Source organism: Streptococcus sp. SV2 (genome assembly GCF_030440175.1).
Taxonomy (GTDB): Bacteria; Bacillota; Bacilli; order Lactobacillales; family Streptococcaceae; genus Streptococcus; species Streptococcus raffinosi.
The window spans coordinates 37,470-63,999 of record NZ_JAQFJQ010000009.1 but is presented as its reverse complement, the minus strand read 5'-3'; the positions used below and the strand labels follow the sequence as shown (position 1 = coordinate 63,999).

Genomic DNA, 26,530 nt, shown 5'->3' with positions numbered 1-26,530 from the left:
GATACCAGGTAACAGCCCTCAGCTTGCCTTCAAAAGAAACCTTACTTTTTCTAGACATAATAAAAATCCTACTTTCGTAAACAGTACTTTATGTATTTTTACTGTCTACTTAAGTAGGACTATATCATCTTCACTTGCTTCAATCTAATGATTAATCGTTCTTTTTGACGACGCTCACAAGTACAATCAGTTGGAATACTGCTAAAACAAGGAGAACTCTAAACCCATTTCGGCTCCCCTGAGCTGTTGCTTGAGCAAAGTCAATCTTATAATTGGTTTGACTTAAGGCAACAATGAGAGAAGCAAGCGTTGTTCCTACTGCTCCTGCAAATTGTTGGAGGGTATTAAAAATCGCATTGGCATCAGCTCGTTGGTCCAGTGGTAATTGCTTTTGCCCGTTAGTCATAATATTACCAAAGGCCACTCCTAGTCCCGTCATGAAAATCATGTAAAAGACAAGAATCAAGGTATTTGAAAGCGAGAGACCAAACAGAGTAAAGAGCAGCTGAGCAAGGACGATTAGACTGGCCCCAATCAAGATTGGTTTACGTGCCCCCATCTTATCAAGAATAATACCTGAGAAGGGAGCAAATCCAGCACCAATGATAGCACCCGGAAGAATCATCAAAGCAGCGAGAGTTGTATTAGAGTGGTTAACCAATTGCACATAGTTAGGTAAGATAAAGCTCATACCGAGCGATCCCAATTGCAAGGTAAAGAAAGCAACGATATGACCAGTGAGGCGGCCGTTTTTCAGAATAGCAAGATTAATGATTGGATTTTCCAATTTCATAGAGCGCCAAACCAGAAGGACCAGCCCTAAAATACCAAGGACAAGCCAGCCAAGCACTGAGAAACTAAGAAAAGCATGATCTGCCATCCCGTGAAGGCCTAGAATCAAGCCCAAGAAAAGAAAAATGATGGCAAACAGGCTAAGAATATCAAAGGATTCACGTTTAACCTCACTCTTTTGCTCAATCGAACGAAGCCCTGCAATCAATGAAGCCAAGAGAATAGGAAACTGAACAAGGAAAATAGACCGCCAACCAAAGTTTGCCGTTAGAAGACCACCGACAGTTGGCCCAATGGCTGGTGCAACTGCTGTAATCAGTGTCCCAACTCCCATCATGAGACCAATCTTACGACTTGGCACCCGCTCCAAAATGATGTTAAACATAAGAGGAAGGGCGAAACCAACTCCCATACCTTGTACCAAGCGGCCTAGGACAACAAAGCCAAAGTTAGGGGCTATAAAGTCGATAAGGACCCCCAAGACCGACAGAAGATTGGCGACCAGAAAGATTGATTTCATCTTAAAGGAACGCTTGAGGTAAGCTGATAAGGGCACCACGCAAGCAACGACTAATAGGTAGATGGTTGTGACCCACTGAACGGTTGATGTTGTTACTGAAAATTCCTTCATCAAAATTGGGAAGGTAATGTTCATGGCTGTTTCACCAGCCACTCCACAAAAGGAAAGGACACCTGTCGCAAAGATGGCAGACAAGACCTTAGTGGAGATTTTTTCATATGACATAAGTATTTCTCCTCTGATGACGATTAAAGATTACGGTAGTGTTGTAAGATTTTGAGAAAGATTCCTCTTTCTTCAGCCGAAAATTGTTGGGCAAACTCTTCCTCTTCCGCCCGAAGATAGGTTTGACAGGCAGAAGCAATCTTAACTGCCTTATCCGTTAGCACAACTGCTTTTTGCCTAGCATCTTTCGATGAGGTATGACGTTCGATCAAACCTTTTTTCTCCATCCGCTGTAAGAGGACCGTTGTTGTCGAACGCTGAATGTTGAATTCATGCTCAATGTCCCTCTGAAAGATTTCTTGTTTCTCATGATTCATTATAAAATCAATGACAGCCATCTGATTTCCCGTCAAACCAAATCGCTTGGCGAACTGGTCAAAGTGACGCATCATGTTATTATTGGCTTGTTTTAACAAACGTCCAAAATGGTCCAAAAGTCTACTCCTCAATTATATTGTTAGCTAACTAGCATATTAAGTATAGGAGAATTTTAGCCCAATGTCAATATCACTTTCAACGGATGACAAAAAAACTCAAGGACTTATAGCCCTTGAGTTACTTTACGTAATCTTTTGTGACAGGAATTTCCTTAATCACACGCGCCGGATTTCCACCAAGAACCACATTGTCGCCAAAAGACTTGGTGACAACTGCTCCTGCTCCAGCTACTACATTATTCCCCAAAGTAACGCCTGGAAGAATAGTCACGCCTCCACCGGCCCAGAAATTATCACCAATGGTAATGGGTGCTCCATATTCAATGCCTGAATTACGCTCGGTTGGATCAAGCGGATGCAAAGGCGTCAAAAACTGACAATTAGGGCCAATCATAGCATTGTCACCAATCGTGATAGGACAGATATCCAGTATGGTCAAGTTCCAGTTGGAATAGAAATTTTCACCGATATGGATATTAACACCGTAGTCTGTAACGAACTGAGGATTCATGGCAAGATTCTCACCAGTCGAACCAAACCAAGATTTGATAATCTCCGCCCTTTTGAGACGGTCAGGTTCAGCATTAAAGGCCATTTGCTTTTCTCTCGATTTAGCTGCTAGGGCACGTAACTCAGGGTCGCTAGGTTTATAAAAATCACCCGCAATCATTTTTTCATATTCTGTCGGCATGGCAAACTCCTTTTGTGATTGTACTTCTATATTTTAGTATAGAATTGATGTCACCACAAGTGAATAGATATAAACTAGCCTAACAATCTCAACTAAAAAAACATTACAAAATATGAATTGTAACCATAGCTCCGTTATTTTCATTAGAAAGTCTCAGTTCCCAATCATGAAGTTCTACGACCCTTTTTACAAAAGATAACCCTATACCAAAATGGTGATTTTGAGAGTCGTTCTCAGATTGATTGTCTTGGTAAAAGAGTAATCCTACATTATCAATCATATTAGCCGAGAACCTTGAGCCATCATTCCAAACCGATAATACAATTTTATTTTGCTCATATGATAATTTTATAACTATTCTTGGCACCGTTGATTTACTATAGGACATTGCATTATTCACAAGATTAGTGATTGCTCTTAAGAATAATACTAAGTCAATATAAATAGTAGTATCAGATGGTGTTTCATTCAATACTTTTAAAACACAAGTCCCAGTTGTAAGAGGAGATAGTTCCCTAATCAAACATGTTGAGAGCTGCTCCGAAGTAATATGCTCTTTATTGATATTATCTTTATAAAATGTTTTTGAATATTGAATAAATTGATTAAAATAATTATCTAGCTGTTGACTTGAAGATTCGATATCTAATAAGCATTGAGTTAACTCAGGAGACAAATCAAATGTCTGAAGATACTCAGCATTACCTGAAATTATTGTTAGAGGTGTCTTTAAATCATGTGCTGCGGAAGACACTCTGAACATTAGCTCTTGCTTTTGTTTCTTCTCTTTTTCAAGCATCTTCTGAATTTTATCCTGCATCTTCATAATATGTTCTTTTGTCTCAATAAATTCAAATAACCTTAGTGGCTTAGAGTATTTGTTATTGTCTGAATATAAGCTTTGTTCATATACTGTCTTCATCTCTATCTGAATTTCATATAGAAGTTTTTGTACATTTCTTACAATTATAACAACTAAAATGACACAAAGATAAATCCACGAACTAACACTAAAAAACATAGTAAAGCTATTCACATTGTTAGCATTAATTCCTTCAACTGCTGTAAATAGGGCAGGAATGATATAAAAAAAACAAATGCATATCAGAAATTGAAAAATAATTTTCAAATAAGTTGCTCTTATCAACTGCTTTAATGTTATTGATTTTGCCATTTATATCCCCCACCCCAAAGAGTTTTAATTGGATCAATACCATAAGGTTTCAATTTTTGTCGAATCTGATAGATATACTCTGTAATACTTCGGTACTGAACTTCTGAACTTTGAGGGTACAAATATTCATAAAGCTCCTCTACACTAAAGATTTTAGTTTGATAGGTAAACAACAAATATAATAAATTAAATTCCCTTCTCGAAAGAGAAATACTATTACCGTCTACCATTAATTCCTTCCCTACCCTATCAAATTGAAGTAAACCACTAGTCTCAGTATCTCCGACAGAAAGTAGCCTTTTATCTCGTCGAATATGCATTTTGACTCTTGCAACCAACTCCTTCATACCGAATGGTTTGGTTATAAAATCATCTGCACCTATTCCAATAGCTTCAACAATATCTTCTTCAAGGTTTTTAGCAGTTATAAAAATTATTGGTGTTTGAATCTGACTTCTGATACTACTACAAATATCAATACCACTCACTGGCATCATTATATCCAGTAAAATCAAATCAAATCCTATGAAGTCACATAGGTTAATATCTTCAACAGAATTTCTAGTTTCAACTACATAGGAGTTTTTCTCCAGAATATTCTTAATCAATCTTAAAATTTTTAAATCATCGTCAATAACTAGAATTTTAGACTTTACCATTTTTTTCCTCGTACGTTTTGAATACATTGTAACATAATTAAAAATCGAAAATACATTTCAAAATTAGCATATTATTGATAGTTCAATAAATTGAGCTTCTACCAAATCTTAATAATGCTCATTTTAAAGTAATAGAATATGTGTTCCAAAGTCTTGTATTTATTTTTCAATCAATCTATCTAAATTCGATGTTGTCTCATCTAAAAAAATCTTTATTTGACTTACTTTAAAAATTCCTTTCTAATAAGGTAATAATTCGTAAAGAATAACCCAATAAGCCAAATTATGAATACAATAAAACGCATTATAGAGTAGTTTGTATGTATTAGCTGAAAAACTAAATCATATATTATTACACTTGAAGCTATTGGTAAAATCCTATCTATAAAAGGCAACACCAGTATAGGAAATAATAGCAAAATTGCAAGTGCAATCATTGAATTACCACATAAAAAGGAAAAAGAGTAACCCGCTAAAAAGTATATAACTGAACCAAACAAGTAATAATAAAAATTTACTTCACTATGAGTACCCTGACTAAATATCATTACTATTAAACCTGCTAATACTGACTGTGTTAGACATTCTAGTAGGTCTATTAATAATATATATAATGTAGCTTTCACCCTACTTCCGTTGTTCAGGTAAACTTGCTTATAACTTTGTGTTCTCAATTCTACACTTGCATTTAAAACTCCATTCCCTAAAAAAGAGAACGATATTATAGTTAATAAAACAGAACTGTTAAAAGTGATAGAATCTCCATTAACTTCGAATTTTAGATATCTTAATAAACTTATTATAATAACAAATACTAACTGAAATAATAAATAAACCTGTATAGGGAATAAACTATATTTTTTATAAAACAAGCTATGCAATTGGCTTTTCATTCTTCTTCCCCCATTTTATTTTTTCTAAATAAAATAAACAAATCGTAGTAAGGAAAGTTTCAAATAATAGAAGAATCGCTCCATATAATTGAGTTGTTTGACCGTCTTCTATCCTACCAAAAGCAAAAGACTTAGCTCCAATTAAAGGTAATAAATTATCTAAAATAGGAGAAATTACCCTAAGTATGCCTGATAAAGAGAAAACTAACAATAAAACTATCACAATCAAAGAAGGAATTGATCTTTTTGTTATTTTTACAAGTAATAGAGAGAGTAAATTAAGTGTAATTGTAAAAGCTCCTATTCTAGTGAAAACATCAAGCATTAAGCCTATAGACAGAATACTTTGTAACTTACTAACTAACATGAATTTTAGAAGTAATGCATTTAATAAAAACAACGTAAAGGTCGTCATTATTGAAATAACAACTATACTAAATATCTGTGAAAACAATCTTATTTTCCAGTTAGCACAAATTAGTGATGAAAAGTCATCCTCACCAAATTGATAATCAGTTGCTAGAATTAATGCTGACAATATAGGTAAAAATACTACGGTTGCTTGATACGGAGATGATAAAATAGCATCTCTCACCGTTCTATAGGGAGTTTCAATTACATTTGGATCAATATTTACTGAGTTTGCAGCACCGGTGTGTAGTGCATTAATGACTTGAATATTTTGATATGTAAAAAACAAACTAACTACAACTAAGATAAATAATCCCATTTTAAATAAAGTTAGATGGCTATATTTATATAAATACCCCTTTATAACTTGACTTAACATTTTACACTACTCCTTTCGTGTACAGAGCTAAAATAGGCGTTTTCAAAACTATCATATTGCTTCAATACTTGCTCACGTTTATCATTTAGAACAACGTGACCATTTGAAATACCTACAACTCTATCTACGGTTAATTCAAGTTCGCTCATATAATGGCTAGTTAATAATACTGTTTTTTCTTGTTTCACAAAGTCTTTGAGAAACTCTCTTAACCAACGTATTCCCTCTGGGTCCAACCCATTAATAGGTTCGTCTAAAATCAAAATATCGGGGTCTGCAAGTATTGCTGTTGCCAAGCCTAATCTTTGCTTCATTCCTAAAGAATAATCTTTGATTTTTTTCTTACCAACATCTTTTAATCCAACAATTTCTAAACATTCAATACAACGTTGCTTACTGAGTCCACAAGAAAGTGCAATCCATCTTAATTGCTCATAACCAGTTCTACTTGGATAAGGTTGATAACTATCTAAAAAAGTTCCTACTATTGAGATTGGCTCATCTCCTAACTCACTATATGTTTTTCCCAAAATAGTTGACTTTCCACTATCAGCTGACTCCAACCCTAATAGTATTTTTATTAGGGTTGATTTTCCAGAACCATTAGGTCCGATCAAACCAGTAATTTCACCTTTATTAGCATGAAAAGTTATATTTGATAATACAACTTTGTCATCATATGTTTTATTTAAATTAGTAATATTAATCATTTTGCTTTCCTTTGACGAATAGAACTTTTTGAAATTTTATAAATTAATGCTTTCACCAATAGGCTTACCATCAAGCTCCACCCATGCGTATGCATTAAAAGAGGAAGTTTTAAAATCTGAAACCCAATCTGGAGAATGTCTTGTTATAGTGAAGGTACCTTTCACTATAATTGTAGTTTATCAATATCTTTTCGGAAAAAAATCAGAGTTAATAGCTTTACATATTTTTATTTTAAAAATAGCATAAAAATCTAGTTATCCGCATAAAAACTGGACTTATCACACTTTATCAAGGTCAAAACCACTCAATTTACTACTAATTTACTACTTATGAATGAGCTTTGATACGACGATTTATCCTTGAAAAGTGAAGATATAAAGATACTTCCAATAAAATTTGAATATTTAATAGGTAGACACTTCAAAAAATGAGGTGTCTATTTTTTTACCCGATTTTGAAAGGAAGTGAACTTATGAAAACAAAAAATCAAGAATCAAAAGGTCGTTCCCCACTCTTTAAGACCATCAAACATTCATTCAGCCAATAAAAAAGAAAGGATAGGTAAAAATATGGAACTTAAATTTGTGATTCCCAACATGGAAAAAACATTCGGCAATTTAGAATTTGCTGGCGAGGATAAAGTCGTTCAGCGAAGAATCAACGGACGGCTAACTGTCTTATCAAGAAGCTATAATCTCTATTCTGATGTTCAAAGAGCAGATGATATTGTGGTGGTGCTTCCTGCTGAAGCTGGCGAAAAACATTTCGGCTTTGAGGAACGTGTGAAGTTAGTCAATCCACGTATTACCGCAGAGGGCTACAAAATCGGCACTCGTGGTTTTACAAATTACCTTTTACATGCTGACGACATGATAAAAGAATAAAGAAAGAGAGGAAAAATGATGAGATTAGCAAATGGCATTGTATTAGATAAAGACACGACTTTTGGAGAATTGAAATTCTCTGCTCTACGTCGTGAAGTGAGAATCCAAAATGAAGACGGGTCGGTTTCAGATGAAATCAAGGAACGTACCTATGACTTAAAATCCAAAGGACAAGGACGCATGATTCAAGTAAGTATTCCTGCCAGCGTGCCTTTGAAAGAGTTTGATTATAACGCACGGGTGGAACTTATCAATCCCATTGCGGACACCGTTGCTACTGCCACCTATCAAGGAGCAGATGTTGACTGGTATATCAAGGCAGACGATATTGTGCTGACAAAGGATTCTAGTTCATTCAAAGCTCAACCACAAGCAAAGAAAGAACCGACACAAGACAAATAGTCGCTAGGTAGAAAGGAGACTTTTTCGCATGAAACAGCGTGGTAAAAGGATTCGCCCATCTGGTAAAGATTTAGTCTTTCATTTTACGATAGCGTCACTCCTGCCTGTTTTCCTGCTGGTTGTCGGACTGTTTCATGTGAAGACAATCCAGCAGATCAACTGGCAGGATTTTAACCTATCACAAGCAGATAAGATTGACATTCCCTATTTAATTATCAGTTTCAGTGTCGCAATTCTTATCTGCTTGCTGGTAGCGTTTGTATTCAAACGGGTTCGCTATGATACGGTTAAACAACTTTACCACCGTCAAAAACTGGCAAAGATGATACTTGAAAACAAGTGGTATGAATCTGAACAGGTCAAAACAGAAGGTTTCTTTAAAGATAGTGCTGGTCGTACAAAGGAAAAGATAACCTACTTCCCTAAAATGTATTATCGACTTAAAAATGGCTTGATACAGATACGGGTGGAAATCACGCTGGGAAAATATCAAGACCAACTCTTACACTTGGAAAAGAAATTAGAGAGTGGCTTGTACTGTGAGCTGACGGATAAAGAGTTAAAGGATTCCTATGTGGAATATACTTTGCTCTATGACACCATAGCCAGTCGTATTTCTATTGATGAAGTAGAAGCTAAAGATGGTAAACTTCGCTTAATGAAAAACGTATGGTGGGAATATGATAAGCTCCCTCATATGTTGATTGCTGGTGGTACAGGTGGCGGTAAAACTTACTTTATACTGACACTGATTGAAGCCTTGCTTCATACAGATTCAAAACTGTATATTCTTGACCCGAAAAATGCTGACCTTGCGGACTTAGGTTCTGTGATGGCAAATGTCTACTATAGAAAAGAAGACTTGCTTTCTTGCATTGAAACATTCTATGAAGAAATGATGAAACGTAGTGAGGAAATGAAGCAGATGAAGAACTATAAGACTGGCAAAAATTATGCTTACTTAGGTCTCCCGGCACACTTCTTAATCTTTGATGAATACGTCGCTTTCATGGAAATGCTGGGAACAAAAGAAAACACCGCAGTTATGAATAAGCTGAAACAGATTGTCATGTTAGGTCGTCAAGCTGGCTTCTTTCTAATACTGGCTTGTCAACGTCCAGACGCAAAATATTTAGGCGACGGAATCCGTGATCAGTTTAATTTCAGAGTGGCTTTAGGTCGTATGTCTGAAATGGGCTATGGCATGATGTTTGGCAGTGACGTACAAAAGGATTTCTTCTTAAAGCGAATCAAAGGTCGTGGCTATGTTGATGTAGGAACAAGTGTCATATCAGAGTTTTATACTCCCCTTGTACCAAAAGGATATGATTTCTTGGAGGAAATTAAAAAGTTATCCAACAGCAGACAGTCCACGCAGGCGACGTGCGAAGCGGAAGTCGCAGGTGTGGACTGATCTTGCTGGCTGGTGTGGCAATAGCCACGCCAGCACTTAACCCCCCGTATCTAACAGGGGGGTACAAATCGACAGGAAACAGTCAAAAAAACATTAGAAAATCCTTTGGTTACAAGGGATTTACAAAATTTCAGCGTATGTCAAATGGGCTTTAAAAGTTGACATACGCCTTTTTGATTGGAGGGATTTTTACTGAATGAACAAACTTGGTTACAGCATTTAAAAGAAAAACGCTTGGCTTATGGACTATCTCAAAACCGTTTAGCTGTTGCGACTGGTATTACAAGGCAGTATCTAAGCGATATTGAAACAGGAAAAGTCAAGCCATCAGAGGATTTACAGCAGTCCCTTTGGGAAGCTCTGGAACGCTTCAATCCCGACGCTCCCCTTGAAATGCTGTTTGATTATGTAAGGATTCGCTTTCCGACAACAGACGTACAGCAGGTGGTCGAAAACATCTTACAACTGAAACTGTCCTATTTTCTTCATGAGGACTATGGTTTCTATTCTTATTCAGAGCATTATGCTTTAGGCGACATATTCGTCCTTTGCTCCCATGAACTGGACAAAGGAGTTCTGGTGGAATTGAAAGGTCGTGGGTGCAGACAATTTGAAAGCTATCTTCTGGCACAACAAAGAAGCTGGTATGAGTTCTTTATGGACGTTTTGGTGGCTGGCGGTGTGATGAAACGCCTTGACCTTGCCATTAACGATAAGACAGGGATTTTGAATATCCCTGTACTCACTGAAAAGTGCCAACAGGAAGAATGTATCTCCGTCTTCCGCAGTTTTAAAAGCTATCGCAGTGGCGAACTGGTACGCAAAGAGGAAAAGGAATGTATGGGAAACACCCTCTATATCGGTTCATTACAAAGTGAAGTTTATTTCTGTATCTATGAAAAGGACTACGAGCAGTACAAGAAAAATGATATTCCCATTGAAGACGCAGAAGTAAAAAACCGTTTTGAGATTCGATTGAAAAATGAGCGTGCCTATTATGCAGTCCGTGATTTACTCGTCTATGACAATCCAGAGCATACCGCCTTTAAAATTATCAATCGGTATATCCGTTTTGTAGATAAAGACGATTCCAAACCTCGTTCTGATTGGAAACTGAATGAAGAATGGGCTTGGTTTATTGGGAACAATCGTGAACGATTAAAACTAACCACAAAACCAGAGCCTTACTCCTTCCAAAGGACGCTGAACTGGCTATCTCATCAAGTTGCCCCGACCTTAAAGGTTGCGATTAAACTTGATGAAATCAACCAGACGCAGGTTGTAAAAGACATTCTCGACCATGCGAAACTGACAGACCGACACAAGCAGATTTTGAAGCAACAGTCAGTAAAAGAACAGGACGTGATAACAACAAAAAAATAACTCAAATACAAATTCATTGAATATAGAGAGGAGAACATTTTTATGAATTTTGGACAAAACCTTTATAACTGGTTTCTATCAAACGCTCAATCACTGGTGCTTTTAGCAATCGTTGTGATTGGCTTGTATCTTGGCTTCAAGCGTGAGTTTAGCAAACTGATTGGCTTTTTAATTATTGCGATTATTGCGGTTGGCTTAGTCTTCAACGCTGCTGGAGTAAAAGACATTTTACTAGAGCTATTCAATCGCATTATTGGTGCTTAAATAAAACCGTTCTTTTGTGGAATATAAGTGGTTTTCTTATGTTCCGCAAAGGAATGGTACACCAAACGAAGTGCGGTAGGGATTTTTGAATCTCTACAAAGAAAGGACGTGAATATATGGACGATATGCAAGTCTATATTGCGAATTTAGGCAAATACAATGAGGGCGAATTGGTCGGTGCGTGGTTTACCTTTCCCATTGACTTTGAGGAAGTCAAAGAGAAAATCGGCTTGAATGATGAATATGAGGAATACGCCATTCATGACTACGAGTTACCCTTTACGGTTGACGAATACACTTCCATTGGCGAACTCAATCGACTATGGGAAATGGTATCGGAATTACCCGAAGAATTACAATCGGAGCTATCTGCTCTGCTCACTCATTTTTCAAGCATTGAAGAACTAAGCGAACATCAAGAGGATATTATCATTCATTCCGATTGTGATGATATGTATGACGTGGCACGCTACTACATTGAAGAAACGGGTGCTTTAGGCGAAGTACCAGCTAGTCTTCAAAACTATATTGATTATCAAGCCTATGGTCGGGATTTAGACCTTTCAGGAACGTTTATCTCAACCAATCATGGGATTTTTGAAATCGTCTATTAAATCTGTCGGTACATTACTACTGGCAGATTTTCTATTTTACGGGGTGGCTCAATCAGCTACCCCTATTTTTTATGAAAGGATTGATTACATGAAGAAAATACGAAGCTATACCAGTATCTGGTCTGTGGAAAAGGTACTGTATTCTATCAATGATTTTAGACTTCCGTTTCCCATAACCTTTACGCAAATGACATGGTTTGTCGTGTCACTCTTTGCAGTGATGATACTTGGCAACTTGCCCCCTCTTTCCATGATAGAGGGAGCATTTCTCAAATACTTTGGGATTCCTGTGGCTTTCACATGGTTTATGTCTACAAAAACTTTTGATGGTAAAAAGCCTTATGGATTTTTGAAGTCTGTCATTGCTTATGCACTGCGACCAAAGCTGACCTATGCAGGAAAAAAAGTAACGCTTGGCAGAAACCAGCCACAAGAAGCCATTACAGCAGTTAGGAGTGAATTTTATGGCATATCCAATTAAATACATTGAAAACAATCTCGTCTGGAATAAAGACGGGGAATGTTATGCTTACTATGAGCTTGTTCCTTACAATTACTCATTTCTAAGTCCAGAACAGAAAATACAAGTGCATGATTCTTTCAGACAGCTTATCGCACAAAATCGTGATGGCAAAATTCATGCTTTACAAATCAGTACAGAATCCAGCATACGTTCTGCACAAGAGCGTTCCAAAAATGAAGTCACTGGCAAGCTCAAAGCGGTTGCCTATGACAAAATCGACCAACAGACAGACGCTTTAATATCCATGATTGGCGAAAATCAAGTGAACTACCGTTTCTTTATCGGCTTTAAGTTGCTTCTCAACGATCAGGAGTTTTCTATGAAAAGTCTTACCGTTGAAGCAAAAAATGCTTTGTCTGATTTTGTCTATGATGTGAACCATAAGCTGATGGGCGATTTTGTTAGTATGAGTAATGATGAAATCCTGCGTTTTCAGAAGATGGAAAAGCTCTTAGAAAATAAAATCTCTCGTCGTTTCAAAATCCGCAGGTTAGATAAGGACGACTTCGGCTATCTGATTGAACACCTTTACGGACAGACAGGCACTGCCTATGAAGAGTATGAGTACCATCTATCAAAGAAAAAGCTGGATAATGAAACGCTGATTAAATACTATGACTTGATTAAGCCTACTCGCTGTTTGGTGGAAGAAAAACAGCGATATTTGAAAATCCAGCAGGAAGATGAAACCGTCTATGTAGCTTACTTTACCATTCACAGCATTGTCGGAGAACTGGACTTCCCGTCCTCTGAAATCTTCTACTACCAGCAACAGCAATTTACATTCCCGATTGATACGTCAATGAATGTGGAAATTGTAGCGAATCGTAAAGCCCTATCTACTGTCCGCAATAAAAAGAAAGAACTGAAAGACTTGGATAACCACGCTTGGCAAAGTGATAATGAAACCAGCTCCAATGTGGCGGAAGCTCTGGAAAGTGTGAATGAGCTGGAAACCAATTTAGACCAAAGCAAGGAATCTATGTACAAGCTGTCTTATGTGGTAAGGGTATCAGCAAATGATCTTGACGAACTCAAACGTCGTTGTAATGAAGTGAAAGATTTTTATGACGATTTAAGCGTAAAACTGGTACGACCATTTGGGGATATGCTCGGCTTACATGAAGAATTTTTACCTGCCAGCAAGCGTTATATGAATGATTATATTCAATACGTGACCTCTGATTTCCTCGCTGGTTTAGGTTTTGGTGCTACTCAAATGCTGGGGGAAAATGAGGGGATTTATGTTGGCTACAGCTTAGATACTGGACGCAATGTCTATCTGAAACCTGCTCTTGCCAGTCAAGGGGTTAAGGGTTCAGTAACCAATGCGTTAGCGTCAGCTTTTGTTGGTTCGCTGGGTGGTGGTAAATCCTTTGCGAATAACCTTATCGTCTATTATGCGGTGCTTTATGGGGCACAAGCAGTGATTGTAGACCCAAAAGCAGAACGTGGCAGATGGAAAGAAACCTTGCCAGAGATTTCCCATGAAATCAATATCGTCACTCTGACTTCTGATGAGAAAAACAAAGGCTTACTTGACCCTTATGTGATTATGAAAAATCCCAAAGATTCTGAATCACTGGCTATTGATATTCTGACATTCCTTACGGGGATTTCCTCTCGTGATGGGGAACGCTTCCCAATCCTTAGAAAAGCCATTCGTGCAGTAACCAATAGTGAAGTACGAGGGTTGATGAAAGTGATTGAGGAATTACGGGTTGAGAATACGCCACTAAGTACCAGTATAGCCGACCATATCGAAAGTTTTACAGACTATGACTTTGCACATTTATTATTCAGTAATGGTTATGTGGAGCAGTCTATCAGCTTAGAAAAACAACTGAACATTATACAGGTTGCGGACTTGGTACTTCCCGACAAGGAAACTTCCTTTGAGGAATATACCACTATGGAGCTTTTATCCGTTGCTATGCTGATTGTCATTAGTACCTTTGCTTTAGACTTTATCCATACAGACCGAAGCATTTTCAAGATTGTAGATTTAGACGAAGCATGGAGCTTTTTACAGGTAGCACAAGGAAAAACACTATCTATGAAGCTGGTTCGGGCTGGTCGTGCTATGAACGCTGGGGTATATTTCGTGACCCAAAATACAGACGACCTCTTAGATGAAAAACTGAAAAATAACCTCGGCTTAAAATTTGCATTTCGTTCCACTGACCTTAACGAGATTAAAAAGACCTTAGCCTTTTTTGGTGTAGACCCAGAGGACGAAAACAATCAGAAGCGATTGCGTGATTTGGAAAACGGGCAATGCCTTATCAGTGATTTATATGGTCGTGTCGGTGTGATACAGTTCCACCCTGTATTTGAAGAACTGCTCCATGCCTTTGATACCAGACCACCTGTGCGAAAAGAGGTGTAAATGTGAAACCATCAATAGTAAACAGAATAAAATCAAACTGGACGCTGAAACGTCTAGGTAAAGTGGCAATGACAGTGGCTTTCACACTTGTGATTGCCATTTTTCTTTTAGCCATGCTGGGAACGGTGGTTCAAGCTGCGGGCTTGGTAGATGATACGGTCAATGTGGCAAATGAATACAGCCGATACCCACTTGAAAACTATCAACTGGATTTTTATGTGGATAATAGCTGGGGCTGGCTTCCGTGGAACTGGTCGGACGGGATTGGAAAACAGGTCATGTATGGACTATATGCCATTACCAATTTTATTTGGACAATCAGTTTGTATGTTTCCAATGCGACAGGTTACTTAGTACAGGAAGCCTATTCCTTAGACTTCATTTCCGCTACAGCAGATTCCATTGGTAAGAATATGCAGACCTTAGCTGGTGTGAGTGCAAACGGATTTTCAACAGAGGGTTTCTATGTTGGATTCCTCTTACTCTTGATTTTGGTTCTTGGGGTTTATGTTGCCTATACGGGACTGATAAAGAGAGAAACCACAAAGGCAATTCATGCCATTATGAATTTTGTGCTGGTGTTTATCCTATCGGCTTCCTTTATTGCCTACGCTCCCGACTACATTAAAAAAATCAATGACTTTTCATCAGACATCAGTAATGCCAGTTTATCACTTGGCACGAAGATTGTCATGCCCCATTCCGATAGTCAAGGCAAGGACAGCGTGGACTTAATCAGAGATAGCCTGTTTTCCATACAGGTTCAGCAACCGTGGCTACTGCTTCAATACAACAGTTCAGACATTGAAAGTATCGGTATTGACCGTGTGGAAAGCCTGCTCTCCACCAGCCCAGATTCCAACAATGGCGAAGACAGAGAAAAAATTGTTGCGGAAGAAATTGAAGACAGAAGCAATACCAATCTAACCATTACAAAGACCATTAACCGTTTAGGTACAGTCTTCTTCCTATTTGTCTTCAATATTGGGATTTCCATATTTGTATTCCTATTAACAGGAATCATGATTTTCTCGCAGGTACTTTTTATCATCTATGCTATGTTTCTGCCTGTGAGCTTTATTTTAAGCATGATTCCATCATTTGATGGTATGTCAAAACGAGCCATAACAAAGCTCTTTAATACCATTTTGACACGAGCTGGAATCACATTGATTATTACGACAGCATTTAGTATTTCAACCATGCTCTATACCTTATCGGCTGGTTATCCGTTCTTTTTGATTGCTTTTCTACAGATTGTGACCTTTGCAGGAATCTACTTCAAGCTGGGCGATTTAATGAGTATGTTTTCTCTACAGAGTAACGATTCTCAAAGTGTGGGAAGTCGTGTGATGAGAAAACCTCGTATGCTTATGCACGCTCACATGCACCGTCTACAGCGGAAACTTGGACGTTCCATGACTACTCTAGGGGCTGGGTCTGCCATTGTTACAGGTAAAAAAGGACAGTCGGGTTCGGGGAGTTCTGCAAGGACACAAGCAGATCACTCCCGACCAGACGGAAAGGAAAAATCAACACTTGGAAAACGTATCGGTCAAACCATCGGTACAGTAGCTGATACCAAAGACAGAATGGTAGACACTGCTAGTGGTTTGAAAGAACAGGTTAAAGATTTGCCGACCAATGCAAGATATGCAGTATATCAAGGAAAATCCAAAGTAAAAGAGAATGTCCGTGATTTAACCAGTAGTATTTCTCAAACCAAAGCGGACAGAGCCAGTGGACGCAAGGAACAGCAGGAACAAAGGCGAAAAACCATTGCGAAGCGTCGCTCTGAAATGGAACAGGTCAAACAGAAAAAACAGCCTGCTTCTTCTGTTCATGAAAGACCGACTACAAGACAAGAACAATATCATGATGAACAGACCTCAAAACAGTCTAATATTCAGACTTCATATAAGGAATCTCAACAAGCCAAACAAGAGCGTCCAGCAGTTAAGTCCGATTTTTCAAGTCCAAAAGTGGAACGCCAAGGCAATACCGTTCAAGAAAAAACCGTTCAAAAGCCAGCAACTTCAACCACTACAGCAGATAGAACTTCACAACGTCCAATCACAAAAGAACGTCCGTCTACTGTTCAAAGAGTACCACTACAAAATACAAGAAGTAGACCACCAATCAAAACCGCCACCATTAAGAAAGTCGGTAAGAAACCATGAAGTTGAAAACTTTAGTGATTGGTGGTTCTGGATTATTCTTGATGGTCTTCTCACTGCTTCTGTTTGTTGCCATTTTATTTTCAGATGAACAGGACAGCGGAATTTCCAATATTCATTATGGAGGTGTGAATGTTTCCGCAGAAGTGCTGGCTCATAAGCCTATGGTAGAAAAATATGCCAAAGAATATGGCGTTGAAGAATATGTCAACATACTTCTTGCGATTATACAGGTGGAATCGGGCGGTACTGCGGAAGATGTTATGCAGTCCTCGGAATCCCTCGGTCTTCCACCTAATTCATTGAGTACAGAAGAATCCATTAAGCAAGGTGTGAAGTATTTCAGTGAATTATTAGCCAGTAGCGAAAGGCTCAGTGTAGATTTAGAATCGGTTATCCAGTCCTACAATTATGGTGGTGGTTTCTTAGGGTATGTGGCTAATCGTGGAAATAAATATACCTTTGAACTGGCTCAAAGTTTCTCAAAAGAGTATTCAGGTGGCGAAAAAGTCTCTTACCCCAATCCCATAGCCATACCTGTGAATGGTGGTTGGCGATATAACTATGGAAATCAGTTTTATGTTCAGTTGGTTTCACAATACCTAACCGACACTTCCCCAACAGAATTTGATGATGAAACCGTGCAAGTCATTATGGACGAAGCCTTGAAATACGAAGGGTTTCCCTATGTCTTTGGAGGGGCGTCGCCTACCACCTCTTTTGATTGTAGTGGCTTAATACAATGGGTGTATGACAAAGCTGGCATTTCTCTCCCTCGTGTCGCCCAAGATCAGTATGACGCTACGCAAGAAATCTCTATGGAAGAAGCCCAAGCAGGCGACCTTATCTTCTTTCATTCAACCTATAATGCAGGCACATATGTGACTCATGTGGCGATATATTTAGAGGGAAATCGCTTTTATCATGCAGGCGACCCAATCGGTTATGGCGACTTAAGCAGTCGTTATTGGCAAGACCATCTGATTGGGGCTAGACGTGTTATTCATAACTAAGAAAGGAATGAATCAAATGATTATAAAAATCGAGCGAAAAGAAAAGAAGGAGAAACCAAAGAAATCTAAAAAACCGAGCAAGCAAAGAAAAGTTCCGATGATTAAAGTTGGCACGCATAAGAAATTAACCTTTGTTTTATGGGTTTTATTGATTGGTAGTGTCGGATTTGGAATCTATAAAAATTTTACTGCCATTGACACTCATACTGTCCGTGAAACAGAAATCATTAAACAGCAGATTGTCGATACCAACCAAGTAGAAAGTTTTGTGAAATCCTTTGCGAAAGACTACTTTTCGTGGCAACAATCCCAAGAAGCCATTGATAAACGAAATGAGAAATTGACCCATTATTTGACGGAAGAATTGCAGGTATTAAATGAAGAAATGATTCGTAAGGATATTCCTACTAGTTCTAGTGTGAACGATATACAGGTGTGGCAGGTTTCTCAAGTGAATGAGAACACCTTTGAGGTACTGTTTTCTGTTGAACAAGTTATTACCGAAGACAAAGACAAGGAAACTATATCGTCTAGCTTTCATGTGGTTGTCCATATAGATGAATCAGATAATATGGTTATTATCAAAAATCCGACAATGAGTAAGAAACCTCAAAAATCGGACTACCAACCCAAACAGCTAGAAAGTGACCATACAGTAGATACAGAAACGATGGACGAAATCATTAGCTTTTTAGAAACGTTCTTCCAGCTCTATCCTACCGCCACAGAAAAAGAATTGACTTACTATGTAAGTAATCATGTGTTACCTATGATTAACAAGGAATATGTTTTCGAGGAATTGGTGAATCCTATCTTTACCAGAAAAGATAACCAAGTAATCGTGAATGTCGCTGTGAAATATTTAGATCAAGAAACAAAGGCAACCCAAATCTCGCAATTTGAGTTGATATTAGAAAAACAAGATAATTGGAAGATTGTAAAATAACAAATATTGGTACATGATTACAGATACTTTGTAATCATGTACTCTTTTTGATAAAAAATTGGAGATTCCTTTACAAATATGCTCTTACGTGCTATTATTTAAGTGACTATTTAAAAGGAGTTAATAAATATGCGGCAAGGTATTCTTAAATAAACTGTCAATTTGATAGTGGGAACAAATAATTGGATGTCCTTTTTTAGGAGGGCTTAGTTTTTTGTACCCAGTTTAAGAATACCTTTATCATGTGATTCTAAAGTATCCGGAGAATATCTGTATGCTTTGTATGCCTATGGTTATGCATAAAAATCCCAGTGATAAGAGTATTTATCACTGGGATTTTTATGCCCTTTTGGGCTTTTGAATGGAGGAAAATCACATGAAAATTATTAATATTGGAGTTTTAGCTCATGTTGATGCAGGAAAAACTACCTTAACAGAAAGCTTATTATATAACAGTGGAGCGATTACAGAATTAGGAAGCGTGGACAAAGGTACAACGAGGACGGATAATACGCTTTTAGAACGTCAGAGAGGAATTACAATTCAGACAGGAATAACCTCTTTTCAGTGGGAAAATACGAAGGTGAACATCATAGACACGCCAGGACATATGGATTTCTTAGCAGAAGTATATCGTTCATTATCAGTTTTAGATGGGGCAATTCTACTGATTTCTGCAAAAGATGGCGTACAAGCACAAACTCGTATATTATTTCATGCACTTAGGAAAATGGGGATTCCCACAATCTTTTTTATCAATAAGATTGACCAAAATGGAATTGATTTATCAACGGTTTATCAGGATATTAAAGAGAAACTTTCTGCCGAAATTGTAATCAAACAGAAGGTAGAACTGTATCCTAATATGTGTGTGACGAACTTTACCGAATCTGAACAATGGGATACGGTAATAGAGGGAAACGATGACCTTTTAGAGAAATATATGTCCGGTAAATCATTAGAAGCATTGGAACTCGAACAAGAGGAAAGCATAAGATTTCAGAATTGTTCTCTGTTCCCTCTTTATCATGGAAGTGCAAAAAACAATATAGGGATTGATAACCTTATAGAAGTGATTACGAATAAATTTTATTCATCAACACATCGAGGTCAGTCTGAACTTTGCGGAAAAGTTTTCAAAATTGAGTATTCGGAAAAAAGACAACGTCTTGCATATATACGCCTTTATAGTGGAGTACTACATTTACGAGATTCGGTTAGAGTATCAGAAAAAGAAAAAATAAAAGTTACAGAAATGTATACTTCAATAAATGGTGAATTATGTAAGATTGATAGAGCTTATTCTGGAGAAATTGTTATTTTGCAAAATGAGTTTTTGAAGTTAAATAGTGTTCTTGGAGATACAAAACTATTGCCACAGAGAAAAAAGATTGAAAATCCGCACCCTCTACTACAAACAACTGTTGAACCGAGTAAACCTGAACAGAGAGAAATGTTGCTTGATGCCCTTTTGGAAATCTCAGATAGTGATCCGCTTCTACGATATTACGTGGATTCTACGACACATGAAATTATACTTTCTTTCTTAGGGAAAGTACAAATGGAAGTGATTAGTGCACTGTTGCAAGAAAAGTATCATGTGGAGATAGAACTAAAAGAGCCTACAGTCATTTATATGGAGAGACCGTTAAAAAATGCAGAATATACCATTCACATCGAAGTGCCGCCAAATCCTTTCTGGGCTTCCATTGGTTTATCTGTATCACCGCTTCCGTTGGGAAGTGGAATGCAGTATGAGAGCTCGGTTTCTCTTGGATACTTAAATCAATCATTTCAAAATGCAGTTATGGAAGGGATACGCTATGGTTGCGAACAAGGATTATATGGTTGGAATGTGACGGATTGTAAAATCTGTTTTAAGTATGGCTTATACTATAGCCCTGTTAGTACCCCAGCAGATTTTCGGATGCTTGCTCCTATTGTATTGGAACAAGTCTTAAAAAAAGCTGGAACAGAATTGTTAGAGCCATATCTTAGTTTTAAAATTTATGCGCCACAGGAATATCTTTCACGAGCATACAACGATGCTCCTAAATATTGTGCGAACATCGTAGACACTCAATTGAAAAATAATGAGGTCATTCTTAGTGGAGAAATCCCTGCTCGGTGTATTCAAGAATATCGTAGTGATTTAACTTTCTTTACAAATGGACGTAGTGTTTGTTTAACAGAGTTAAAAGGGTACCATGTTACTACCGGTGAACCTGTTTGCCAGCCCCGTCGTCCAAATAGTCGGATAGATAAAGTACGATATATGTTCAATAAAATAACTTAGTGTATTTTATGTTGTTATATAAATATGGTTTCTTGTTAAATAAGATGAAATATTTTTTAATAAAGATTTGAATTAAAGTGTAAAGGAGGAGATAGTTATTATAAACTACAAGTGGATATTGTGTGCTGAGAGCTTTCTTCTATACTAATAGACGAAAGGGTGTGAAAATGATTTTTAAATGATACTGTGGAACGGAACAGTAGCCCTAGTATTGACTACTGTCGTTTCTATTCATATTGGCTATTCTAGGACTGAGATGAAAAAATCTATAAATGCTCAGAATAAAATTGAACCCGCAAATCTCCCCAAAACAATGGTGAGTCATGTACTTGTATTATTCCGAAAAAATACACCTCTGGTGCAGTGAGACAAATTGGTGTATCTTATAGTGGCTTCGTAGATGAAAGCTATACTCTACTATCACTCTTTGATGATGTAGAACAAATTGAAAAAGATAATAGACTTCAGACAGCTATTGATGTTGTCAGAGAACAGTTTGGTTTTTTAGCCATACAAAAAGGAACCGTCCTAACTGAAGGTTCCAGAAATATTGAACGCAGTAAACTTATCGGTGGTCATTCCGCGGGTGGATTGGAGGGATTAAAATGAAACAAGAAAAAAATACAGTACAATTTTCAGAAATCCGTAGCAAAGGATGTAATGATATTGAAATGCTTGAAAGATTTTTACATGGAATCGTTGAAACAGCAACTTCAAAACTTCGTCAGAGAAAACTCAAAACAACTGAAATATCGATACGACTAGTACATGCTAAATCTGAAAACCGATTACCATTGGAATTTACATTTAGCATTAAGCCAACAAGCTCATCTGTGATAATCTATACTGAGGTAATCAATCGCTTTAAAGAATGTTACACAGGTGGGGGAATTCAAGGTTTTACGATTCAATTTGATAAAAATACCCTTGCCTCTGCATAGAAAGGATTTGATATGATTGACCGTTCATATTTACCATTTCAATCAGCAAGAGAGTACCAGGATACAAAGATGCAAAAATGGATGGGCTTTTTCCTATCTGAACATGCATCAGCACTCTCTGATGATACAAACAAAGTAACGTACATGTCTGACTTATCACTAGAGAAGAAATTATTACTCCTCAGTCAAGTATACGCCGGGCAGCTACGCACACGCATTCAAGTGATTGAAAAAAACAAGCGTGTTTCCTACACTGGAACAATACCAAGTCTGACCAAAGATTTCATTTTGATAAAAACTACAACAGGTCACATCAATTTGAAATTAAAAGACATTATTAGTATTGAACTTGTCGAGGAGGTGCTCTATGAATCAGCTTGAGTTTCAGCGTAATCACCTACAAATGGACTATTATAGCGAGAGCTACCAAGATTTTGAACGTGACTTCTACCGCTACTCTAACATGAATATTCCATTGACCTTCCTAACTGATGATATCCTAAAAACAATGGCGACTTCACGTAAGAATTACTTTGTCCTCAATAAGGAAAAGTCCAGAGATAACCGCGATCACTTCTTCATATTTGAAGTAAGTACCGTAGATGAGAATCCGCTAATCTATCATTATACATATAAGAAAACTACAATATATTTAGCAGAAAAATAGGAGCAGTTCAATTGACTGTTCCTATTTTTAATATTCATAAAATCTAAAGTCTTTATACTCTTTAACAATGGAGTCGCCAACCAGAACAGACTATACTGACCAGCGACTACCTTAAATTTAATGTTTCAGATTTATTTTCTTATCTCTAATTTCATAAACTACATCTGCTACATTTTCGAGTAATCGTTTATCGTGGGTGATAAACACGATAGTTCCGGTGTACTCCTTCATTAGTATTTCCAAAGCCTCTAAACTTGGTATGTCAAGGAAGTTACTGGGTTCATCCATTATTAGGATGTTATATCTACCCATGAGCATTTTAGCAAGCAACAATTTTATAATTTCTCCACCGCTTAAAACAGATAAACTTTTTCCAATATCGTTCTGTTTGAACCCCATAGATGCTAGCACTGAACGAATTTCTGATATATTGTAGTCACAATCCTTCTGCATAAACTCCATAACATTCTGATTACTGTTGTACTTGTAACCATTCTGTGCAAAGTAACCTATTTTTGCCTTAGGCGAAATAGAAATTCCTTCTTCATGGTTTAAGATCATTTGGATTAAAGTTGTTTTTCCGATTCCATTACCACCAGTTAACGCCACTTTTGCTCCTAACGGAATTTGAAAAGATGCATTTTCAAACAGAGCCTTATCCCCAAATACTTTATTAATTTCTGCACCGACTATAGGGTATGGATTATGGAGCTCCAATGCTTTACTTTGCCTGAAACGAATTCTGCGAATGCCTTCCGGAGCTTCTACTTTTCCTAAGGCCGCAATCCTGTGCTCTAGGGTTTTAGCAGCATTATACATCTTTTTTTCCTTACTTCCTATTGATTTTTGATGAGCTAAACGCCCTCCGTCTTCAGTACTTTTTTTCTTTGAAGAACCTTTTGCCTTCTGTTCTATTTTACGAGCCTGTTTTCGCTTTTCCTCCGCAGCCCTTTCCAATCGGGCACGTTCCGCAATAAATTGTTCGTATTCTGCAGCTTGGCTCTTACGTTCTTCCTCTTTCTGACGAAGATAATCAGAATAGTTTCCCCAATACTCAGTGATTTTGCCATCTTTCAGTTCCCATATTTTATCTACTATTTCATCAAGAAAATAGCGGTCATGGCTAATAACTAACAGTGCACCTGTAAAATATTTTAGCTGTCCTATTAGAAAATCAATTCCTTCACGGTCTAAATGGCTCGTAGGTTCATCCGCTAAAATACCATGAACCTGTGCCGATAAGGCCTGTGCTATTTTAAGCCTTGTTTCTTCACCACCGCTCATAGTCTGTATATTTAATTGCTCAACACCTAGCTTGCCTACAAGTGCAAAATCTTTTTCCTCCTGCAGAGTTACTTCGTCCAACTGGGGAATATAGGCAAGTTCACCCAGACGATTCATTTTACATCCTGGGGGAGTTAATTCTCCTAAAAGTACCCTGAGTAAAGTGCTTTTTCCAGCACCATTTGCTCCTACTAAACCAATACGGTCATAATCATATACTTCTAATTCATTTATATCTAAAACATCGCGTCCTTTGAATTCCACACGAATGTCTTTTGCTTTTAATATTAATTCCATAACATTTCCTCCTGTCTATAATCGCATGCTTTCATTTGCTTGTATGCAGGGAAAACCCTGCGATTTTAGCAGGAAGAGTTACATGAAAATAAGATACATAAATATTCCTCCAATATTGTTTATTTTAAATCTAATTTTCTAACCTCAGTTATCATTTGGCAAACTATAGCAATGCCAATAATTAAAATACCTGATAGTAAAAACCAATGATTTACACCGATTTTATCAGCAAAGAATCCAGAAAGAATTAACCCAATTGGCATAGCAAGTGACATGATACTTCCGATCAAAGAAAATACACGTCCTAAATATTCAGGCTTAATTTTCTCCTGAAAAAGAGCTGTTTGCACACCGCTATAAAATGGCACCGAAAGCCCCATTATTGCACAGCAAACTACGAATATTACAAATCCATTTGGAGGAAGTATTCCCGAAACGGCTAAACTGGTCCCCATTATAAAAAATGAACTTGTTATTAGTAATACATGCTTTTCGAAGCCCCCTAATCTTCCTAATAATAAGCCTCCTGCTAGCATCCCAAATGCAAAGGAAATTTCCGTAATAGAAATATGCACAGGTGTTCCATTAAAGTGTTCCATGCTTATTAAAGGAAATAGTGCATTGATTGGCATATAAACAAAAGTATATAGTGTTCCTAAGAGTAATAAGGCAAACAATCCTTTGTTTTGTCTCAGAACCACAACTCCTTCTTTCATCTCCCTTATGAAATTTGGTTCTAAACTTTGCACTTGATTACCCAGCTTAGGTATACGTACAATTGCTACCGTAATAGATGCAATCACAGCACCCAATACGTCGATGGCAATAATAGCATTTAAATCCCAAACGGAGTATAAGAGTGCTGCAACTGCCGGACTAACAATATAGCTTATAGACTGCAAAGACTGACTATAGCCTGCGCATTTCGTTAGCTGTTCTTCTGGTACTAAAAGTGGTGTAACCGCATTGAGTGCTGGGGTATGAAAAGCTGTTCCAATGCTACGGATAAACAATACTATCATAATCATCCAGACAGGTAGCTCCATACAGAATGCAACAATAGCAAGCACTGCACCAGCTGCTGCGATAATTAAATCGGCACCAATCATTATCTTCTTCCTATCATGACGATCCACTAGCACACCAATGGCAGGTCCCAAAATCGCATAGGGTAAAAAACCTACTAATGAAGCCATAGACAAGACCATCGCAGATCCTGTTTTTTCTGTAAGGTAAAAAATAATCGCCATTTGCAGGATGGCACTAGTGATTAATGATACTGCTTGCCCTGCCCATATTGCATAAAATTTTCGTTTCCAATTGTTGTATTTTTCCATTTATATTATCTCCTGCATATTATTTTGCTTGAATTTCTATTTTGAATAGCATTCTAGGCAATAAAAAATGCAGGCCAAACCCCACAATGTGGCTTTTGGTCTGCATACATACAATTTGGAAACATTCATATTAAAGACATAGTTAAATAAAGGTATAGTTAAATAACCAATATCCTCACCGTAACTAATGAATGCTCAATATCGTATAAATAAGCACAACAAAAAAGCCTATCATCGGGTATAGATTCTGCTTTTTTTATTGCCAGCTTATCTTAAACGCATTGAGGCTGTCATAGTTTCGGTTCCTCCTACATCTTTGTTTATATCAATTTATAGTATAACACAACAAGATGATATGTTCAATATAAAAGTTATGGAATGAGACTCATACTTCCAATTCGATGCCAGATTTAAAGGATATGACGAAGTTTTCTTCATAGACTGTAACGCTCTGGATTATCTTCCTTAGTAGCAAGCGATTAGCTTTCACAAAATCTTCTGTTTGTAGTTTTAAAAATTCATCAGGATTTTCTAACTCAACCTCAAAATATTTCATTTTACATTCCCTCATTTCATTTATTGATAAATTGAGTTTGCAAAAAAGAGTGGACAATTTTTGTCTACTCTTAACCTTTAAAATAGTTTTTTTTAATCGATTTGAAGTTGCCTAAATTATTACTTATTCGGTAAAATGAAGTATTGCTTTCAACAGATTTCCTTCAACTACACTTCACTTGATTCAAACAAGGTGGGTACATTTCTATTCCCACAAACTCCTTGTCAATGGAAACAAACACGTACCCACAG

General features: G+C 37.3%; 28 protein-coding genes and 1 pseudogene. 18 read left to right on the top strand and 11 right to left on the bottom strand.

The genetic code is table 11. From position 1 onward, the window contains the following. Nucleotides 1-151: 151 nt before the first annotated feature. The 8 genes from PCY14_RS06535 to PCY14_RS06500 form a co-directional block, all read right to left on the bottom strand. The gene (locus PCY14_RS06535) at nt 152-1,537 is read right to left on the bottom strand and encodes an MFS transporter (protein WP_301363296.1); all 1,386 of its coding nucleotides are present in this window, start codon (nt 1,535-1,537) and stop codon (nt 152-154) included. Between the two features lie 23 nt (nt 1,538-1,560). Beyond that, nucleotides 1,561-1,971: a MarR family winged helix-turn-helix transcriptional regulator gene (locus PCY14_RS06530; RefSeq protein WP_021146121.1), complete on the bottom strand. Its 411-nt coding sequence runs from the start codon at nt 1,969-1,971 to the stop codon at nt 1,561-1,563. Nucleotides 1,972-2,092: 121 nt separating this feature from the next. Further along, complete coding sequence (locus PCY14_RS06525; RefSeq protein ID WP_021146122.1) at nt 2,093-2,665, bottom strand: sugar O-acetyltransferase; 573 nt, start codon at nt 2,663-2,665, stop codon at nt 2,093-2,095. A gap of 103 nt (nt 2,666-2,768) precedes the next feature. After that, nucleotides 2,769-3,839 carry a sensor histidine kinase KdpD gene (locus tag PCY14_RS06520; protein ID WP_301363295.1) on the bottom strand — a complete coding sequence of 357 codons (1,071 nt, stop codon included), beginning with the start codon at nt 3,837-3,839 and terminating at the stop codon, nt 2,769-2,771. Further along, entirely contained in the window at nt 3,824-4,498 is a 675-nt protein-coding gene (locus tag PCY14_RS06515) for a response regulator transcription factor (RefSeq protein ID WP_060934111.1), read from the bottom strand. Before PCY14_RS06515 ends, PCY14_RS06520 begins: the two co-directional genes overlap by 16 nt. A 221-nt stretch (nt 4,499-4,719) precedes the next feature. Further along, nucleotides 4,720-5,391, bottom strand: coding sequence for a hypothetical protein (locus PCY14_RS06510; protein ID WP_042767082.1), 672 nt, complete (start codon nt 5,389-5,391; stop codon nt 4,720-4,722). Beyond that, nucleotides 5,372-6,181, bottom strand: a complete 810-nt coding sequence (locus PCY14_RS06505; protein ID WP_060934110.1) for a hypothetical protein — start codon at nt 6,179-6,181, stop codon at nt 5,372-5,374. Before PCY14_RS06505 ends, PCY14_RS06510 begins: the two co-directional genes overlap by 20 nt. Next, nucleotides 6,175-6,891 carry an ABC transporter ATP-binding protein gene (locus PCY14_RS06500; RefSeq protein WP_060934109.1) on the bottom strand — a complete coding sequence of 239 codons (717 nt, stop codon included), beginning with the start codon at nt 6,889-6,891 and terminating at the stop codon, nt 6,175-6,177. The genes PCY14_RS06505 and PCY14_RS06500 overlap by 7 nt, the downstream gene beginning before the upstream one ends. 570 nt (nt 6,892-7,461) lie before the next feature. Here PCY14_RS06500 and PCY14_RS06495 point away from each other — a divergent pair. The 18 genes and pseudogenes from PCY14_RS06495 (at nt 7,462) to PCY14_RS06410 (ending at nt 22,805) form a co-directional block, all read left to right on the top strand. Further along, nucleotides 7,462-7,776, top strand: coding sequence for a YdcP family protein (locus tag PCY14_RS06495; RefSeq protein WP_000420682.1), 315 nt, complete (start codon nt 7,462-7,464; stop codon nt 7,774-7,776). Nucleotides 7,777-7,791: 15 nt separating this feature from the next. Further along, entirely contained in the window at nt 7,792-8,178 is a 387-nt protein-coding gene (locus tag PCY14_RS06490) for a YdcP family protein (RefSeq protein WP_000985015.1), read from the top strand. Nucleotides 8,179-8,206: 28 nt separating this feature from the next. Beyond that, the gene (locus PCY14_RS06485) at nt 8,207-9,592 is read left to right on the top strand and encodes an FtsK/SpoIIIE domain-containing protein (protein WP_000813488.1); all 1,386 of its coding nucleotides are present in this window, start codon (nt 8,207-8,209) and stop codon (nt 9,590-9,592) included. 2 nt (nt 9,593-9,594) lie between these two features. Continuing rightward, on the top strand, nt 9,595-9,747 hold the full coding sequence (locus PCY14_RS06480) for a hypothetical protein (RefSeq protein WP_000879507.1): 153 nt from the start codon (nt 9,595-9,597) through the stop codon (nt 9,745-9,747). A 22-nt stretch (nt 9,748-9,769) separates the two neighbouring features. After that, the gene (mobT, locus tag PCY14_RS06475) at nt 9,770-10,975 is read left to right on the top strand and encodes a MobT family relaxase (RefSeq protein ID WP_000398284.1); all 1,206 of its coding nucleotides are present in this window, start codon (nt 9,770-9,772) and stop codon (nt 10,973-10,975) included. 42 nt (nt 10,976-11,017) lie between these two features. Continuing rightward, nucleotides 11,018-11,239: a hypothetical protein gene (locus PCY14_RS06470; RefSeq protein ID WP_001009056.1), complete on the top strand. Its 222-nt coding sequence runs from the start codon at nt 11,018-11,020 to the stop codon at nt 11,237-11,239. A 116-nt stretch (nt 11,240-11,355) separates the two neighbouring features. Further along, nucleotides 11,356-11,853, top strand: a complete 498-nt coding sequence (locus PCY14_RS06465) for an antirestriction protein ArdA (RefSeq protein WP_000342539.1) — start codon at nt 11,356-11,358, stop codon at nt 11,851-11,853. Nucleotides 11,854-11,941: 88 nt separating this feature from the next. Next, nucleotides 11,942-12,334, top strand: coding sequence for a conjugal transfer protein (locus tag PCY14_RS06460; RefSeq protein WP_000723888.1), 393 nt, complete (start codon nt 11,942-11,944; stop codon nt 12,332-12,334). Beyond that, complete coding sequence (locus PCY14_RS06455; RefSeq protein ID WP_054381916.1) at nt 12,318-14,765, top strand: ATP-binding protein; 2,448 nt, start codon at nt 12,318-12,320, stop codon at nt 14,763-14,765. The genes PCY14_RS06460 and PCY14_RS06455 overlap by 17 nt, the downstream gene beginning before the upstream one ends. 2 nt (nt 14,766-14,767) lie before the next feature. Then, a complete protein-coding gene (locus PCY14_RS06450) occupies nt 14,768-16,945 on the top strand; it encodes a CD3337/EF1877 family mobilome membrane protein (RefSeq protein ID WP_000804748.1) in 2,178 nt (725 codons plus the stop codon). Continuing rightward, nucleotides 16,942-17,955, top strand: a complete 1,014-nt coding sequence (locus tag PCY14_RS06445) for a lysozyme family protein (protein ID WP_000769871.1) — start codon at nt 16,942-16,944, stop codon at nt 17,953-17,955. The genes PCY14_RS06450 and PCY14_RS06445 overlap by 4 nt, the downstream gene beginning before the upstream one ends. Before the next feature lie 16 nt (nt 17,956-17,971). Then, nucleotides 17,972-18,901, top strand: a complete 930-nt coding sequence (locus tag PCY14_RS06440; RefSeq protein ID WP_000584386.1) for a conjugal transfer protein — start codon at nt 17,972-17,974, stop codon at nt 18,899-18,901. A gap of 313 nt (nt 18,902-19,214) precedes the next feature. Beyond that, nucleotides 19,215-19,262, top strand: a pseudogene (locus PCY14_RS09880) (hypothetical protein); the annotation flags it as partial. A gap of 15 nt (nt 19,263-19,277) precedes the next feature. After that, on the top strand, nt 19,278-21,197 hold the full coding sequence (tet(M), locus tag PCY14_RS06430) for a tetracycline resistance ribosomal protection protein Tet(M) (protein WP_285308148.1): 1,920 nt from the start codon (nt 19,278-19,280) through the stop codon (nt 21,195-21,197). Between the two features lie 363 nt (nt 21,198-21,560). Further along, nucleotides 21,561-21,806, top strand: coding sequence for a hypothetical protein (locus PCY14_RS06425; protein WP_001813542.1), 246 nt, complete (start codon nt 21,561-21,563; stop codon nt 21,804-21,806). Next, on the top strand, nt 21,803-22,138 hold the full coding sequence (locus PCY14_RS06420) for a hypothetical protein (RefSeq protein ID WP_000806926.1): 336 nt from the start codon (nt 21,803-21,805) through the stop codon (nt 22,136-22,138). The genes PCY14_RS06425 and PCY14_RS06420 overlap by 4 nt, the downstream gene beginning before the upstream one ends. Nucleotides 22,139-22,150: 12 nt before the next feature. Continuing rightward, complete coding sequence (locus tag PCY14_RS06415; RefSeq protein ID WP_000567222.1) at nt 22,151-22,519, top strand: hypothetical protein; 369 nt, start codon at nt 22,151-22,153, stop codon at nt 22,517-22,519. Further along, complete coding sequence (locus tag PCY14_RS06410) at nt 22,506-22,805, top strand: DUF5960 family protein (RefSeq protein ID WP_001072467.1); 300 nt, start codon at nt 22,506-22,508, stop codon at nt 22,803-22,805. The genes PCY14_RS06415 and PCY14_RS06410 overlap by 14 nt, the downstream gene beginning before the upstream one ends. A gap of 117 nt (nt 22,806-22,922) precedes the next feature. On the opposite strand, the gene msr(D) is transcribed toward PCY14_RS06410, so the two are convergent. The 3 genes from msr(D) to PCY14_RS06395 form a co-directional block, all read right to left on the bottom strand. Beyond that, nucleotides 22,923-24,386 (bottom strand): ABC-F type ribosomal protection protein Msr(D), encoded by a 1,464-nt coding sequence (gene msr(D), locus PCY14_RS06405; protein ID WP_000420313.1) that lies wholly within the window; start codon nt 24,384-24,386, stop codon nt 22,923-22,925. A 119-nt stretch (nt 24,387-24,505) separates the two neighbouring features. Then, nucleotides 24,506-25,723 carry a macrolide efflux MFS transporter Mef(A) gene (gene mef(A), locus PCY14_RS06400; RefSeq protein ID WP_000417519.1) on the bottom strand — a complete coding sequence of 406 codons (1,218 nt, stop codon included), beginning with the start codon at nt 25,721-25,723 and terminating at the stop codon, nt 24,506-24,508. A 385-nt stretch (nt 25,724-26,108) separates the two neighbouring features. After that, nucleotides 26,109-26,279 (bottom strand): hypothetical protein, encoded by a 171-nt coding sequence (locus PCY14_RS06395; protein WP_000873143.1) that lies wholly within the window; start codon nt 26,277-26,279, stop codon nt 26,109-26,111. Between the last annotated feature and the right edge of the window lie 251 nt (nt 26,280-26,530).

Coding starts and splice junctions, on each gene's coding strand:
- PCY14_RS06465 (WP_000342539.1), top strand. CDS start 11,356: ATGGACGATATGCAAGTCTATATTGCGAATTTAGGCAAATACAATGAG.
- PCY14_RS06500 (WP_060934109.1), bottom strand. CDS start 6,891: ATGATTAATATTACTAATTTAAATAAAACATATGATGACAAAGTTGTA.
- PCY14_RS06445 (WP_000769871.1), top strand. CDS start 16,942: ATGAAGTTGAAAACTTTAGTGATTGGTGGTTCTGGATTATTCTTGATG.
- PCY14_RS06485 (WP_000813488.1), top strand. CDS start 8,207: ATGAAACAGCGTGGTAAAAGGATTCGCCCATCTGGTAAAGATTTAGTC.
- PCY14_RS06495 (WP_000420682.1), top strand. CDS start 7,462: ATGGAACTTAAATTTGTGATTCCCAACATGGAAAAAACATTCGGCAAT.
- PCY14_RS06510 (WP_042767082.1), bottom strand. CDS start 5,391: ATGAAAAGCCAATTGCATAGCTTGTTTTATAAAAAATATAGTTTATTC.
- PCY14_RS06505 (WP_060934110.1), bottom strand. CDS start 6,181: ATGTTAAGTCAAGTTATAAAGGGGTATTTATATAAATATAGCCATCTA.
- PCY14_RS06520 (WP_301363295.1), bottom strand. CDS start 3,839: ATGGCAAAATCAATAACATTAAAGCAGTTGATAAGAGCAACTTATTTG.
- PCY14_RS06460 (WP_000723888.1), top strand. CDS start 11,942: ATGAAGAAAATACGAAGCTATACCAGTATCTGGTCTGTGGAAAAGGTA.
- PCY14_RS06470 (WP_001009056.1), top strand. CDS start 11,018: ATGAATTTTGGACAAAACCTTTATAACTGGTTTCTATCAAACGCTCAA.
- PCY14_RS06440 (WP_000584386.1), top strand. CDS start 17,972: ATGATTATAAAAATCGAGCGAAAAGAAAAGAAGGAGAAACCAAAGAAA.
- PCY14_RS06515 (WP_060934111.1), bottom strand. CDS start 4,498: ATGGTAAAGTCTAAAATTCTAGTTATTGACGATGATTTAAAAATTTTA.
- PCY14_RS06535 (WP_301363296.1), bottom strand. CDS start 1,537: ATGTCATATGAAAAAATCTCCACTAAGGTCTTGTCTGCCATCTTTGCG.
- PCY14_RS06455 (WP_054381916.1), top strand. CDS start 12,318: ATGGCATATCCAATTAAATACATTGAAAACAATCTCGTCTGGAATAAA.
- PCY14_RS06410 (WP_001072467.1), top strand. CDS start 22,506: ATGAATCAGCTTGAGTTTCAGCGTAATCACCTACAAATGGACTATTAT.
- PCY14_RS06490 (WP_000985015.1), top strand. CDS start 7,792: ATGATGAGATTAGCAAATGGCATTGTATTAGATAAAGACACGACTTTT.
- PCY14_RS06395 (WP_000873143.1), bottom strand. CDS start 26,279: ATGAAATATTTTGAGGTTGAGTTAGAAAATCCTGATGAATTTTTAAAA.
- PCY14_RS06525 (WP_021146122.1), bottom strand. CDS start 2,665: ATGCCGACAGAATATGAAAAAATGATTGCGGGTGATTTTTATAAACCT.
- PCY14_RS06415 (WP_000567222.1), top strand. CDS start 22,151: ATGATTGACCGTTCATATTTACCATTTCAATCAGCAAGAGAGTACCAG.
- PCY14_RS06420 (WP_000806926.1), top strand. CDS start 21,803: ATGAAACAAGAAAAAAATACAGTACAATTTTCAGAAATCCGTAGCAAA.